Origin of the sequence: Actinoplanes sp. DH11 (assembly GCF_020873875.1) — a bacterium.
Lineage (GTDB): Bacteria > Actinomycetota > Actinomycetes > Mycobacteriales > Micromonosporaceae > Actinoplanes.
This window is the reverse complement of record NZ_JAHWGU010000001.1, coordinates 329,740-342,985: the sequence shown is the minus strand read 5'-3', so window position 1 is coordinate 342,985 and position 13,246 is coordinate 329,740. Positions and strand designations below refer to the sequence as shown.

The 13,246-nt window shown below is 72.3% G+C and carries 16 protein-coding genes; 4 read left to right on the top strand and 12 right to left on the bottom strand.

Going from position 1 to position 13,246, the window contains the following annotated elements; all coding sequences use genetic code 11:
* Positions 1-15: 15 nt before the first annotated feature.
* From LPA41_RS01670 to LPA41_RS01655, 4 genes are all read right to left on the bottom strand, one after another.
* Complete coding sequence (locus LPA41_RS01670; RefSeq protein WP_229067785.1) at positions 16-897, bottom strand: septum formation family protein; 882 nt, start codon at positions 895-897, stop codon at positions 16-18.
* A gap of 193 nt (positions 898-1,090) precedes the next feature.
* Positions 1,091-1,519 carry an aspartate 1-decarboxylase gene (gene panD, locus LPA41_RS01665; RefSeq protein WP_229067784.1) on the bottom strand — a complete coding sequence of 143 codons (429 nt, stop codon included), beginning with the start codon at positions 1,517-1,519 and terminating at the stop codon, positions 1,091-1,093.
* The gene (gene panC / locus LPA41_RS01660) at positions 1,520-2,383 is read right to left on the bottom strand and encodes a pantoate--beta-alanine ligase (protein ID WP_229067783.1); all 864 of its coding nucleotides are present in this window, start codon (positions 2,381-2,383) and stop codon (positions 1,520-1,522) included. It lies immediately after the preceding gene.
* The gene (locus tag LPA41_RS01655) at positions 2,380-3,249 is read right to left on the bottom strand and encodes a Rossmann-like and DUF2520 domain-containing protein (protein ID WP_374238104.1); all 870 of its coding nucleotides are present in this window, start codon (positions 3,247-3,249) and stop codon (positions 2,380-2,382) included. The genes panC and LPA41_RS01655 overlap by 4 nt, the downstream gene beginning before the upstream one ends.
* 158 nt (positions 3,250-3,407) lie before the next feature.
* On the opposite strand from LPA41_RS01655, the gene LPA41_RS01650 reads away from it, so the two are divergent.
* Entirely contained in the window at positions 3,408-4,388 is a 981-nt protein-coding gene (locus tag LPA41_RS01650; protein WP_229067781.1) for an SAM-dependent methyltransferase, read from the top strand.
* Between the two features lie 47 nt (positions 4,389-4,435).
* Positions 4,436-5,560, top strand: a complete 1,125-nt coding sequence (locus LPA41_RS01645; protein ID WP_229068095.1) for an NADH-quinone oxidoreductase subunit D — start codon at positions 4,436-4,438, stop codon at positions 5,558-5,560.
* A 12-nt stretch (positions 5,561-5,572) separates the two neighbouring features.
* On the opposite strand, the gene LPA41_RS01640 is transcribed toward LPA41_RS01645, so the two are convergent.
* The 8 genes from LPA41_RS01640 to folP form a co-directional block, all read right to left on the bottom strand.
* On the bottom strand, positions 5,573-7,483 hold the full coding sequence (locus tag LPA41_RS01640; protein ID WP_229068134.1) for a hypothetical protein: 1,911 nt from the start codon (positions 7,481-7,483) through the stop codon (positions 5,573-5,575).
* A gap of 250 nt (positions 7,484-7,733) precedes the next feature.
* Positions 7,734-8,225 carry a hypothetical protein gene (locus tag LPA41_RS01635; RefSeq protein WP_229067780.1) on the bottom strand — a complete coding sequence of 164 codons (492 nt, stop codon included), beginning with the start codon at positions 8,223-8,225 and terminating at the stop codon, positions 7,734-7,736.
* Positions 8,226-8,273: 48 nt separating this feature from the next.
* Positions 8,274-8,555, bottom strand: a complete 282-nt coding sequence (locus tag LPA41_RS01630; protein WP_229067779.1) for a hypothetical protein — start codon at positions 8,553-8,555, stop codon at positions 8,274-8,276.
* Between the two features lie 16 nt (positions 8,556-8,571).
* Positions 8,572-9,810, bottom strand: coding sequence for an ABC transporter permease (locus LPA41_RS01625; RefSeq protein ID WP_229067778.1), 1,239 nt, complete (start codon positions 9,808-9,810; stop codon positions 8,572-8,574).
* 125 nt (positions 9,811-9,935) lie between these two features.
* On the bottom strand, positions 9,936-10,466 hold the full coding sequence (locus tag LPA41_RS01620; RefSeq protein WP_229067777.1) for a DUF3180 domain-containing protein: 531 nt from the start codon (positions 10,464-10,466) through the stop codon (positions 9,936-9,938).
* Positions 10,463-10,990: a 2-amino-4-hydroxy-6-hydroxymethyldihydropteridine diphosphokinase gene (gene folK, locus LPA41_RS01615; RefSeq protein WP_229067776.1), complete on the bottom strand. Its 528-nt coding sequence runs from the start codon at positions 10,988-10,990 to the stop codon at positions 10,463-10,465. The genes LPA41_RS01620 and folK overlap by 4 nt, the downstream gene beginning before the upstream one ends.
* A complete protein-coding gene (gene folB / locus LPA41_RS01610) occupies positions 10,987-11,349 on the bottom strand; it encodes a dihydroneopterin aldolase (RefSeq protein ID WP_229067775.1) in 363 nt (120 codons plus the stop codon). The genes folK and folB overlap by 4 nt, the downstream gene beginning before the upstream one ends.
* Positions 11,350-11,446: 97 nt before the next feature.
* Complete coding sequence (gene folP, locus LPA41_RS01605) at positions 11,447-12,259, bottom strand: dihydropteroate synthase (RefSeq protein ID WP_229068092.1); 813 nt, start codon at positions 12,257-12,259, stop codon at positions 11,447-11,449.
* A 359-nt stretch (positions 12,260-12,618) separates the two neighbouring features.
* On the opposite strand from folP, the gene LPA41_RS01600 reads away from it, so the two are divergent.
* Both LPA41_RS01600 and LPA41_RS01595 read left to right on the top strand, forming a co-directional pair.
* A complete protein-coding gene (locus LPA41_RS01600) occupies positions 12,619-12,879 on the top strand; it encodes a hypothetical protein (protein ID WP_229067774.1) in 261 nt (86 codons plus the stop codon).
* Position 12,880: 1 nt separating this feature from the next.
* Positions 12,881-13,243 (top strand): hypothetical protein, encoded by a 363-nt coding sequence (locus LPA41_RS01595; RefSeq protein WP_229067773.1) that lies wholly within the window; start codon positions 12,881-12,883, stop codon positions 13,241-13,243.
* The last annotated feature ends 3 nt before the right edge of the window (positions 13,244-13,246 follow it).

The window sequence follows — 13,246 nt, the reverse complement described above, 5'->3', positions numbered from 1 at the left end:
CCGCAGTGGTCACTATTACTTGTACTGGACGGGCAGGGCCTTCGTCCCCTTGCCCTTGAGCGATCCGGTCAGTTCGGCGCCCTCCAGCCAGAGGTAACAGCGCACGCCGTGATCGCCCTGCGCCCACACCTCGGTGTTGCCGGGCAGCGAGACCACGCCGGTGCGGTACCGCAGGTCCGCGTCGTCCGGCACACCGACGTAGCGGGCCACCAGCATCCGGCAGCCGCCGTGGAACTCTTCCCAGGTCGCATCCCCCTTGGGGTACGAGGCCTTGGCGGGCGCGTCCCAGATCCCGACGAACTCGGCCTCGTGCTTCTGGGCGCAGTCGACCGCCGGCATCGTGGTGATCGAGCCCCGCTCGTCGCGCCCGATGTCGTAGCAGGTCAGCATCAGCTCGGACGACTCGTTCTCCAGGGCGCCGCGGAGGCTGCCGATCCGCTGCACCAGGGCGCCGTCGTCCTCGATCGAGTCGAGTTCGACGAGTTCGCAGCGGAACCAGCGGGCCCCGCCGTCCCAGCCCGCCGGCGACGGGTTGGTGACGCCGATCCAGAGCCGCGCGTGCCGCCACGGGCCGCCCGCGTACTCGTTCGTCCGGGTGTCGCAGGTCCGGTAGGCGGCCTTGCCGGCGGTGCTCGCGCCGGCCGGTGGTTGCTCGGCCTCGGCGGCGGCGCCGGTGTACTCCCCGACGAACACGGTCTCGGTGCGGTGCAGCACCTCGCAGTCCACCTCCTCGTAGGTGGAGCGCGGACCGGTGGCGGCGAAGTTGGCGAGGTGGCAGGTCTCGGCGACCGGCCGGAAACTTGTCGCCACGGCCATCGCACCCCAGTTGTTGGTGAGGTCGCCGTCGACGGCGCTGCTGCCGCCGCAGCCCGCGGCGAGCAGCACGATCGCGCTCACCGTGGCCAGCCCGTGATTACGCCGGGTACGCCGCCGGTGCCGCATTGACCTCCGCCTCCCCGACCGCCGCCGATGTCCGATTTATCGATCGTATGACGATCTGTACGGACCACGGCGGCGTTCCGGAAAGTTCACGCCGCCAGGCACTCCGGGCCCGGCAGCCCCAGCGGACCCAGCAGCGGCGGCGCCGGGGTCAGCCGCGCGCCAGGGTCAGGTCGCCGCGCACCGGGTCGCCGGCCATCCCGGCGACCGCCTCGGCCGGATCGGCGCCCAACTCGATGATCTTGTTGGCCGCGTCGACGTGCACGATCCGCGGCTGGTACTCCCGGGCCTCGGCGTCGGACATCTGCCCGTAGGAGATGAGGATGACCAGGTCACCCGGGTGCACCAGGTGCGCCGCGGCGCCGTTGATGCCGATCACGCCGGTGCCGCGCTCACCCGGGATCACGTAGGTCTCGAGGCGCGCCCCGTTCGTCACGTCCACGATCGCGACCTGCTCGCCGGGAATCAGGTCGGCCGCGTCGAGCAGGTCCTCGTCGATCGTGACCGACCCGACGTAGTGCAGGTCCGCCTGGGTCACGGTGGCCCGGTGGATCTTCGACTTGAGCATGGTGCGGAGCATTCAGGCACCCTTCCTGGGCTGTACCGAAGCGAGCTGGCCCGGAGCGAGCTGGACCGGGACGTTGTCGATGAGCCGGGTGCTGCCGACCTTGGCGGCCACCAGCAGGCGAGCCACACCCTCCGCCGGGGCGTCCCCCAGGTCCGGGCCGGTCAGGGCGAGGTAGTCCACCCGTACACCCGGCTCCTCCGCCAAGATCTTGTGAGCGACGGCCAGGACCGACTCGGCGTCCGCCTGCGCGGCGCCCTCGCGCAGGGCGCGCGACAGCGCCAAAGCCGCCCGGCGCTGGTCCGGCGAGAGATAGCGGTTGCGGCTGGAGAGGGCCAGGCCGTCCTTTTCGCGTACGGTCGGGACGCCCCGGATCTCGACGGGCAACTCCAGGTCGCGGGCCATCCGGCGGATCAGGGCGAGCTGCTGGAAGTCCTTCTCCCCGAAGTAGGCGACGTCCGCCCGGGTGAGCATCAGCAGCTTCTGGACCACGGTCAGCATGCCGGAGAAGTGGCCCGGCCGGCTCGCACCCTCGAGGATCTCGCCGAGCCCGCCCGGGTTCATCGTGACCGACGGCGCTCCACCGGGGTAGACGTCGTCCCGGCCCGGCGCGAAGACCACCGCGACACCCTCCGCCGTGCAGGCCGCGAGGTCGTCGTCGAGCGTGCGCGGGTACTTCTCGAAGTCCTCGCCCGGCCCGAACTGCAGCGGATTCACGAAGATCGTCACCACCACGAACGCGGACCGCTCCCGGGCCACCCGCATCAGCTGCCGGTGCCCCTCGTGCAGCGCGCCCATCGTCATCACGACCGCGATCTCCCCCGGCGCCCGGTCGAGCTCGGCCGCGAGATCGGCGCGGGTGTGTACCAAGACCGTCATGCCTGGGTTCCCACCTTCGTCCGGGACAGCACGCCCAGCAGGGCCGCCGCGTCGTGCGGGCGCAGCCGCCCGGAGGCGATCGCGCGGTCCGCGGTCCGCCGGGCCATCGCCAGGTAGGCCGGGACGGCGTCCGCGGGCATCCGGTCCAGGTGCTTGGCGACCGTGCCGGCGTCACCACGTGAGACCGGTCCGGTCAGGGCGGCGTCACCCATCCGCAGGGCGTTGTCGAGGGCCGCGGTCAGCAGCGGCTCCAGCACCCGGCCGGGCCGGCCCACACCTGCCGCGCGCAGCAGGTCGGCGGCCTCGTTGACCAGGGTGACCAGGTGGTTGGCGCCGTGCGCCAGGGCCGCGTGGTAGAGCGGCCGGGAGTCCTCGGCCACCCACTCCGGCACGCCGCCGAGGTCGGCCACCAGGCGCGTCGCGAAGGCCCGGTCGCGCGTGGTCACGCCCCAGGCGATGCCGGGCAGCCGGTCCAGGTCGGAGTCCGCGCCGGTGAAGGTCATCGCGGGGTGCAGGGCCATGCCGTTCACATCGCCCAGAACGGCGAGTCCGTAAGCGCCCGAGGTGTGTGCGACCACCTGGCCGCGGCGCAGCGCACCGGTACGGTCCAGGCCCGCGACCACCCCGGCCAGGGCGTCGTCCGGCACGGCGAGCAGCAGCAGGTCGGGGGCGGCCCGCGCGACCTCGTCGGCGGGCAGGATCGCGGCGTCCGGCAACAGGCGGGCGGCGCGCTCCCGGGAGGCGGCGGAGACCGCCGCGGCGGCGACCACCCGGTGCCCGGCCGACAGCAGGGCCGCACCGAGCACGGCGCCCACCCGGCCGGCGCCGATGACGCCGACGGTCAAAGCGTTCATTCGCAGATCCAGTCCTCGAGTCGGGGTACCGGTCGAGCGTCAGTATGCGCCGAATTGATACGGCGGTGACAACCACCTGTGGCAAACCGCACCCGCCCCGCCGGGCCACCCGTCCGGCCCTCACCGGGCCGCATCCGGCGACCCGACCCGGGCGGGCCTAGGGTGGCGGGATGGGTATCGGGTGGCGGACGGCCATGCGGGCGGCCCTCTACAGCAGTACGGGGTTCTTCGTCCGCGACCACGACGGGCCGGCCGGGCACTTCCGGACAAGCGTGCACGCCTCACCGCTCTTCGCCGGGGCCCTGCTCGGCATCGTCGGGCGGCTCGACGCCGCGCTGGGCCGACCGGCCACGTTCGACCTGGTGGACGTCGGTGCCGGGCGCGGCGAACTGCTCACCACGCTGCTCGCGATGCTGCCCGCCGGGCTGACCGGCCGGGTACGCCCCACCGCCGTCGAACTGGCACCCCGGCCACCCGGCCTCGACCCGCGGATCGTCTGGCGCCGCGACGTCCCGGACACCGTGACCGGGCTCCTGATCGCCACCGAATGGCTGGACAACGTGCCGCTCGACGTCGTCGAGACCGACGAGCACGGCAGGTACCGCAAGGTCCTGGTCGACCGGCGCACCGGCGCCGAGACGCTGGGCGGGCCGGCGGACGCGGCCGACGTGTTCTGGCTGAGCCGCTGGTGGCCCGGCCCCGGCCGGATCGAGATCGGCTGGCCCCGGGACACCGCCTGGGCGGACGCGGTCGCCGCGGTCCGGCGCGGTGCGGCGCTCTGCGTCGACTACGGGCACCACCGCGCCGACCGGCCGGTCCTCGGCACCCTCACCGGCTACCGGGAGGGCCGGCAGGTGCCACCCGTCCCGGACGGCCGATGCGATGTCACGGCACACGTCGCCATGGATGCGGTGGCGGTCGCGGCGGGTCACCCGTACACCATGATCCGCCAGCGCGAGGCGCTGAAAGCGCTCGGAGTCGACGGCGCCCGGCCACCGCTGTCCCTGGCACGCACCGACCCGGCGGGCTACGTCCGCGCGCTCTCCGCCGCCGGGTCCGCCGCCGAACTGATCGACCCCACCGGCCTCGGCGCGCACTGGTGGCTGTGGCACGAGATCGGCGTGGACGTTCGTGGGACGATGCTGCCGTGACCGCCAACCCGACCACCCCGCCCGCCGACGGCCGTGCGATCCGCGAGATGACGGTCGGGACCGGCGCCGGCCTGGACACCGCCGACATGGTCCTGAACATCGGGCCACAACACCCGTCCACCCACGGTGTGTTGCGGCTCAAGCTCAAACTGGACGGCGAACGGGTCGTCGAGTGCGAACCGATCGTCGGCTACATGCACCGGGGCGCCGAGAAATTGTTCGAGGTGCGCGACTACCGCCAGATCATCATGCTGGCGAACCGGCACGACTGGCTTTCCGCGTTCTCCAACGAACTCGGTGTGGTCCTCGCCGTGGAACGGCTGATGGGCATCGAGGTGCCGGAACGCGCGGTCTGGCTGCGGATGGCGCTCGCCGAACTGAACCGGGTGCTCAACCACCTGATGTTCCTCGGCTCCTACCCCCTGGAGATCGGCGCGATCACGCCGATGTTCTACGCCTTCCGGGAACGGGAGACGCTCCAGGCGGTCATGGAGGAGGTTTCCGGCGGCCGCATCCACTACATGTTCAACCGGGTCGGCGGCCTCAAGGAGGAGATTCCGGCGGGCTGGACCACCCGGGTACGGCAGGCGGTCGCCGCCGTCCGCCGCCGGATGCCGGACCTGGACAACCTGATCCGCAGGAACGACATCTTCATGGCCCGCACAGTCGGGATCGGCGTCCTCTCCGCCGCCGACGCCGCCGCCTACGGTGCGTCCGGGCCGGTGGCACGGGCCAGCGGCCTCGACTTCGACCTGCGCCGCGACGAGCCGTACCTCTTCTACGACCAGCTCGACGTGCCCGTGGTGACCCGGCAGGCCGGTGACTGCCACTCCCGCTTCGAGGTGCTGCTGGAACAGGTCTACGTCTCGCTCGACCTGGTCGAACAGTGCCTGGACCGGGTCGAGCGGATCGGCGGGCCGGTCAACGTGCGACTGCCCAAGGTGGTCAAGGCGCCGGAGGGGCACACGTACGCGTGGACCGAGAACCCGCTCGGCGTCAACGGGTACTACCTGGTCTCCCGCGGCGAGAAGACCCCGTGGCGGCTCAAGCTGCGCACCGCGTCGTACGCGAACGTGCAGGCACTCGCCACGCTCATCCCCGGCTGCCTGGTGCCCGACCTGATCGCCATCCTGGGCTCGATGTTCTTCGTGGTCGGCGACATCGACAAATAGCGGCCCCGGGCCTCAGCGGCCGTCCCGATATCCGCCGTACGAGGCGAAGTCGTCGAGCGAACCGACGTTCGTGTCGTTCGCGGAGGGGCGGTGGCGGCGGGCCTTGTAGGGGCCGGTCTGCTCGGATCCGTCGTCGCCGTAGCCCTGTTCGCCATGGCCCTGTTCGTCGTAACCCGGGTTGTCGTAGTCGCCGTATTCGGTCCCACCGGTGTATTCGCCGCCGCCGTATTCGCCCGATCGGGCGTATTCACGATCGGTGCCGTATTCCCCTGAACCGGCATATTCGCGGCCATTACCGTATTCGCCGGCTTCCACATAGCCCGCGGCCGCGCCGTACCCGTCAGTCCCGCCGTACCCGTTGCCGTCGACGAATCCACTGTCGTCGTACCCGGTGCCACCGTCATATCCGTCATACCCGGTGCCTGCGTCGTACCCGGTGGCACGGTCATGGCCGTTGGCACCGTCGTACTCGTTCGCACCGTCGTACCCGCCGGCACGGTCGTACTCGCCGGCACCGTCGTACCCGTTGGCGCCGTCGTACCCGTTGGGCGCGTCGTACTGGTTGGCGCCGGGGTAGCCGCCGTTGGCTTCGAAATCGTCGTTCGAGGTTTCCGGGCGGCCGTACTGCCCGCCCGGCCGGACCGCGGCTGCCGCCCTGGGTGGGCCGCCCGGGCCGGGCGGCGGGACGGAGGCAGAGCCGGCCGGGACCGAGGCCGAACCGGACGGGAGAGAGGCCGAGCCGACCGGAAGAGAGGCCGAGCCGGCCGGAAGAGGGGCCGAACCGGACGGGACCGAGGCTGCCGCGCGTGGTCGGCCGGGCTGGGCGCCGGCCTGATGCCCCGGCGGGCCGGACTGGCGTCCGGGAGCCGGGCCGGACTGGCGTCCAGGCGGCGGGCCCGACGGCGGGCCGGACGGCACTGCGGCGGCGGCACGGGGGCCGGGCGGCGGGACTGCCGCAGCAGCGCGCGGACGTGGCACCGGGCCGGGCGGCATCCCACCGGGCGGCATCCCACCGATGGGTACGGCTCCGGACGTGATGGGACCGGACGTGATGGGACCGGACGTGATCGGGCCGGACGTGATCGGGCCGGACGTGATCGGGCCGGACGTGATCGGGCCGGAGGCGTTCGGGCCCGCACCGCTCATCGGGCCCGCCGAACCCGCGCCGCCCATGTGACCGCCCCGGCCGCCACTCATCGGCCCCGGCGCGGTGTTGCTCATCGGGCCCGGCCCGGCGTCGGCCATCGGGGGCGGACCGGCGGGCACCGCGGCGGAACGGACCACCGAGGCCGAACCGGCGGGGACCGGTGCCGCACCGGCGGGCACGGCGGAGGCACGGCCGGGCGGTGCCGGGCGGTTGCCGTACTCCCCCTGCTCGTAACCCTCCTCGTAGCCCGGCCCGTCGTCGTAGCCCGGCCCCTGCTCGTATCCGCCGTCGTAGTCCTGCCCGTCATAGGGGTGGCCGTCATAGGACTGCGGGTCGTCATAGGAGGCGCCGTAAACCTGCGGGTTGCCGTAGGCCGGAGCTTCAAACCCGTCATATTCCGACTGCGGAGAGTAACCGTTTTCGGGCCCGCCGCCGGGCGCTCCCACCGCCTGCGCCGGGTGTGCCGGGCCGGCGACGGCGGGTGCGGCCGCAGCGGTGGCGAACTCGGCGCGCAACTGCTCGCGCAGCCTGCCGACCTCCTCGGCGACGCGGTCCTCGACGTCCATCCTGGCCAGTACGGGATCGACGCGGATCAGCACTGACGCGCCGACCAGCACCACACTGACGGCGATCAGCAGGATCGCGAGACGCACCGATGTGGAGCCTCCGCCGATCAGCACGACGGCGGCCGCGAGCGGGGCGAGCACCATCCCGCCCCAGAGGAGGCCACGGAGCAGCTTCGCGCTGGGTCCCGCTTGTGGGTCGCGTTCCGGCATGGGCGCAGATGTTACCGAGAGTGCGCCCTTGAAGAAACGGCCGAACGTCCGAACGGCACAAATGAACAATTTTCCACCCGGCATCCGGCCGGCTCGGGCACACGCCGGAGCCGGCCGGGATCGGGGTAAGCGGACGCCGCGCCGAGCGGGTCAGCCAGTGCCGCGCCGGGGCGGGTCAGCGGGTGCCGCGCCGGGGCGGGTCAGCGGGTGCCGCGCCGGGGCGGGTCAGCGGGTGCCGCGCCGGAACGGGTCAGCGGGTGCCGCGCCGGCCGCCGAGCGAGGCGAAGCCGACGATCCAGCCGACGAAGAGGCCGTAGGAGGCGCCCGAACCGGCCGCCCGGAACGCGCCCAGCAACGACGGGTTGGTGAGGAACAGCGTGGCGAGCAGCGCCGCGAAACCGCCCGCGAAGATGTACGCGGCCCAGCCGGCGAAGAACTGGCTGATCGTGCCGCGGGCCCGGGCCAGCTGGGAACCGGGCAGCAGGTAGAGGAAGAGCGCCGTCAGCAGGACGACGAGGATCGCCTTCAGGTCGCCGACGATCACGTCACGCAACGAGTCGTCGGTGTCGAAACTCCAGTGCGGCCAGGCCAGCAGTTGGAGCCACCAGCCGCCGGCCGTACCCGGGTTGGTGTTGTCCACCGACCAGTCGCTGTACCAGGGGCTGCCGAAGACGAGGACGAGTATCAGCGCGGCGACCGTACCCGCACCCGGTGCGGACTTGTATCGATTTCCGAGAGCCATGGCCCCGCTATTTCCCAGCGGGGCTCGGCACTCAAACGACGGCCGTGACTACCTGCTCAGGTAGTCGATGAAGGCGGCGCGCAGCAGCGGCTCGGACTCGCCGAGGTCGCGTCCCTCCAGCTCACGCCAGAGGGCGACCGCCTCGTCGATGGTCGGGCCGATCGAGTTGGGCGCGCCGTCGAGCGCGGCGGCCTCGTCGGCGTCCGGCAGGTGCCGCAGCACCGACCAGTAGAACTTGACGTCGTGACGCTCCCGCGCCAGGGCGAAGGCGCGCTCCCGCAGCACCTCGGTGGGCAGGGCGTCCAGTTCGGCGAAGGTCGGCGTGCTCATGACCAAAGCATAGTCATCAGCGGTTCGCGCTCCACGGGCCTTCGTCCCAGCGCTCGCCGCGGGCGGCCGGTGCGGCGCCAGGCGAGTTCCACGTCTCCGGCATGGCCGGCGACCAGGTGCCGTTGCTGGCCGCCGCGTTCCACTCCTCGCCGGTGCCGGCGGGCAGCGGGCGGCCGTAGGTCTCGACGAGCCGGGTCACGATCAGGCCGGCCGCGAAGACGCTCGCGGCGACGGCGAAGATGGCGATGTCCAGCTCGCGGCGGTTCTCGTAGTCGAGGAAGAGCGCCATGGCGGTCACCGCGAACAGGGTGCCGAAGATGCCGCCACGCCGGCCGTAGGCGCTGGTGCCGCCGAGCAGCGCCAGGCCGATGCCGATGCCGGTCCACTCCAGTCCGGTGCCGGGCTGGACCGGGCCGCTCGCGTTGGCGGCCAGCAGGATGCCGGCCCCGGCCGCGAAGACCGAGGAGAGCACCAGCGCGAGGACGACCGCGACGGCGGCCGCGGGACCGGGGCGGCGGGACGGGTCACCGGCCGGCCGGAAACCGCCCACCCAGCGGCGCACCGGGCCGATCGCGCCCAGCCCGCCACCGAGCAGCGCCAGCAGCGCGAACCCGCCGAACAGCAGGAACGCCTGGTCGGTCGGGGCCCAGTCGCCCTGCACCGCGACCGGCGCGACGCGCAGCTGGGAGTAGACGATCACGCCGAGGCCGGCGGCCAGGGTGGTGGCCCAGCCGGGCACGTGCAGCGCGAGCACGAAGATCGCCACCAGCAGGCCGCCGGCCGCGGCGATCACCAGGGCCGGTGCGATCGCCGGGATCAGGCCGCGGTCGCTGTTCTCCGCGTACTGGAAGGCGGCGGCCAGCGCCACCGGGCCGATCGCGAGGTTCGGCACGCCGGCCCGGAGACTGAGCCCGGCGCCGAGGGTGAGCAGGCCGATCGCGGCGCCGGAGACGAGCAGCGCGTCCAGGTCGGGCCGGCGCAGCGCGTCCGCGTCGAAGCTGAAGAGCAGGAAACCGATGGCACCGGCCGCGAGCAGCAGCAGCACCTCCCAGCCGAGGTGGACGCCGAGCCGGTCACGGCCGTCGTCCTCCACCACCACCGGGATGGAGCCGGTCGTGTGCACCGGCGCGCGCAGCGACTGATCGAGGGTGCCGGCCGCGGTGTCGTCGTACTGGACGCGCCGCCGGTACGCCGCCGGGTCCGTCTCGGTGGGCTGGTCGGGCTTCCGGCGGAACGTGGCTTCGTCGTACGACATGTCCGCGCCTCCTTACGCCTCCACGAGCGGTTCGTGGCGCACGCTACTCGGCTGAGGGTCGCCTACCGCAAAGCATACGGATACGACATGGCCTCAGTTCAGAGGTCGGATCGCGTCGACGACCGTCAACGTAGTTCGGTGGGCCGGCCGGTGCCGTCGTCCTCCCGGTCGGGCTGCTCCGGCACCCGGCAGGACCGCTCCAGCCACAGTGCCGCGCCGATCAGGGCGAGCGCCGCGACGAACGCCCCCGCGGTGGCCGGGATGTCGCCCCGGGCGGCCCGGGTCGGCTCCAGCAGCAACCAGGTGAGCAGGCCGGCCGAGAACCCGGCGAAGATCGCACCGACGAGCGAGGACGCTTTCGCCAGCGCGACGTAACGGGCCACCGCGAGCGGCTCGACCGGCGGGCTGCCGGGTTTGCGCTGGATGCGGGCGCTGGTGTTCTGCGCGAGCATCCCCTCGGCGACCGCCAGCACGGCCAGGACCAGGGCCGGCGTCCACGGCAGAGCGGGCAGCCGGGAGTAGGAGAAACTGAGCAGCAGCCAGCCCAGGGCCGCGGCCGCGAGACCGGCCACCACGAGCACGGAGATGCTCGTCGGCCGCAGGGAAGGGTCGGGCCGGCGCCCGTCGGGGTAACGGCCTTCGGGGTTGGCGCTCACTTCATCGACTCTAGCGACTGGTCGGGGCGGGGGCTCATCGCGGCGAGGTCCTCGGCGAGCCCCGGCGCCCGCAGCAGCGCGGCGACCGGGCCGTGCCCCGGCAGGACGGCGTCCGGATCCACGTCGAGCCACGGGCGCAGCACGAAGGCCCGCAGGTGGGCGCGCGGATGCGGCAGGGTCAGCTCGGGGTCGTCGCTGATCACCGGCGTGCCGTCGGCGGACCGGACCGCGATCACGTCGACGTCGAGGGTGCGCGGTCCGAAGCGGCGCTCCGGGTCACGGACCCGGCCGGCGGCCGATTCGCAGGCCCGGGCGCGATCCAGCCAGTCGCGCGCGGTCGCGGTCGCGTCGTGCACGAGAACCAGGGCATTGAGGTACGGGGGTTGCGCGGTGTCGCCCCACGGCGGCGTCTCGTAGACCCCGGAGATCGCGGCCACGCCGGAGCCGAGCAGGTCGACGGCGGCTCGCAGGTGGGCGTGCCGGTCACCGAGGTTGCTGCCGAGGGAGAGGACGGCCGAGGTCACGAGCGGCTCCGGCGGACGGTGACGGCGACGTCGGCGAACTCGTGCGGGATGGGGGCCTGCGGCTTGTGCACGGTCACCTCGGCGGCGGTGACGCGGTGGTCGGCCAGGCAGACGTCGAGCAGCCGGTCGGCGAGGCGTTCGAGCAGGTTGACCGGTTCGCCCGCGATCACCTCGACGAGGCGGCCGGCCAGCTCGCCGTAGTGAACGGTGTCGGTCACGTCGTCGGAGCGGGCGGCCGGGCCGAGGTCCAGGTCGAGGTGGACGTCGACGACGAAGTCCTGGCCCTGTTCCCGTTCGAAGTCGTAGACGCCGTGGTTGCCCCGGGCGCGCAGGCCGGTCAGCGTGATCCGTCCGGTCATCGTTCCTCCGTGTGCGGTGCGGCCCGGGTGATGTCGCGGCGGATGCGGCCGCTCGGCGAGCCTGCGGGACGGCGTGGTCGCGGTCGTGGGGCGGCCGTCAAGGCGTACCCCTGAATCTCGGAGAGCCGGTGGCGCGCCAGACCGCGAGTGCGTCAGCGGTCGCGCCCACCTCGTGGACCCGGACCCCCCAGGCGCCGGCGGCGACCGCCAGTAGAGAGGTGGCGAGGGTGGCCGCCTCGCGCTCGCCGACCGGGCGCGGAGTGCCGTCCGGCGCGGCCAGGAGACGGCCCAGGTAGGTCTTGCGGCTCGCCGCGAAGAGCACCGGGAAGCCGAGGGCGGTCAGGGCGTCGAGACGGGCGCTGAGGGCCCAGTTGTGCTCGGCGAGCTTGGCGAAACCGAGACCCGGGTCGAGGATGATCCGGCTCGGGTCGACGCCGGCGGCGATCGCGTCGTCGGCGCGGGCCCGCAGCTCGTCGCGGACCTCGGTCACCACGTCGCGGTAGACCGCGAGCTTCTGCATGTCGCGGGAGTGACCGCGCCAGTGCATCAGGATCCAGGGACAGCCGGCGGCGGCGGCGACCGAGGCCATCCCCGGGTCGGCGAGCCCGCCCGAGACGTCATTGATCAACACGGCGCCGGCCTGGAGGGCCGCCTCGGCGACCGCGGCGCGCGTGGTGTCGATGCTGACGGGTACGCCCTGGGCGAACAAGCGCTCGATCACCGGAACCACCCGGGCGATCTCGGTTCGCGCCTCCACCCGCTCCGCGCCGGGCCTCGTCGACTCCCCGCCCACGTCGATGACATGGGCGCCTTGGTGAAAAAGGCACACGCCATGGTGAACCGCGGCGTCGATGTCCGTGTATCTCCCTCCGTCAGAGAAGGAGTCCGGCGTGACGTTGAGGACGCCCATCACGACCGGGTGATCCCGGCGGAGCAGTTCAACGCCCGTGAGCTGCGCGTCCAGTGGCGGAGTCGGCACGAGGAAAGGGTACGGGGCAGCAGTGTTTCGAACAGGTGTACGATGCCACGTGACTGAAATTCACGCGCTCCTTCACCTTGGGTAACGAAACGGGCGCTTGTTGCTCGCAAGTACGAGCCGTACTCTTCGGAACTGGGCATCATGAAGTGACCGAAGAGAGCAGACGAGCATGGCAGTGCCCGAACGACTCACTCGACGTGGTGGGTCTGAGGTAGCACCATATGGGCGTTGCCGTACGGCTTCACCACTGCAGCGTGTCCGACCCCCAGCGGACACGGGGAGGTTTACCGATGATCGCCACTGAACTCGCCGTCCTGGCGGCACCAGCAGGCAGCATCAACACCGAAGGCATCGTCACTTTCTTCGCGAGCAACATCGCACCGATCCTGCTGGCGGTGCTCGGCGTGATCTTCATCGGCCGGGCCAGCCGCGGCGAGATCTCGAAGGTCCTCACCAGCTCGGCGATCGCGATCGTGGGCCTGGCGTTCATCGCCGGTGCGGCCACGCTCTTCTTCGTCGGCGAGTCGATCATCGACCTGATCTTCAACTGAGATGCGGCTCCGGACCGACGACGACATCTACCGGGCCCGCCTGGTCTATCTGGGCCCGCCCGGATACACGCTGCCCGTGCACCTGCCGTACGCGCAGTACGGCATGTTCGTCGTGCTGGTGCCGCTCTTCATGTTCCTCCACTACCTGATCACGCTCGACTTCGACCCGTTCCCGGCCTGGGAGATCGCCCTGGCCATGGTCACCACGTCGTACGTGTTCCGGCATGTCGACCCGGACCGACCGGCCCGCGTCGTCATCCGCACCGCGCTCACCGACTGGCGCCGCACTCGCGAGTCCGCCGTGGAGCAACGCGATCCCAGACTTGTCGCCACTCGCATCCGCGTCCGGGAGGAGTTGGTATGACCA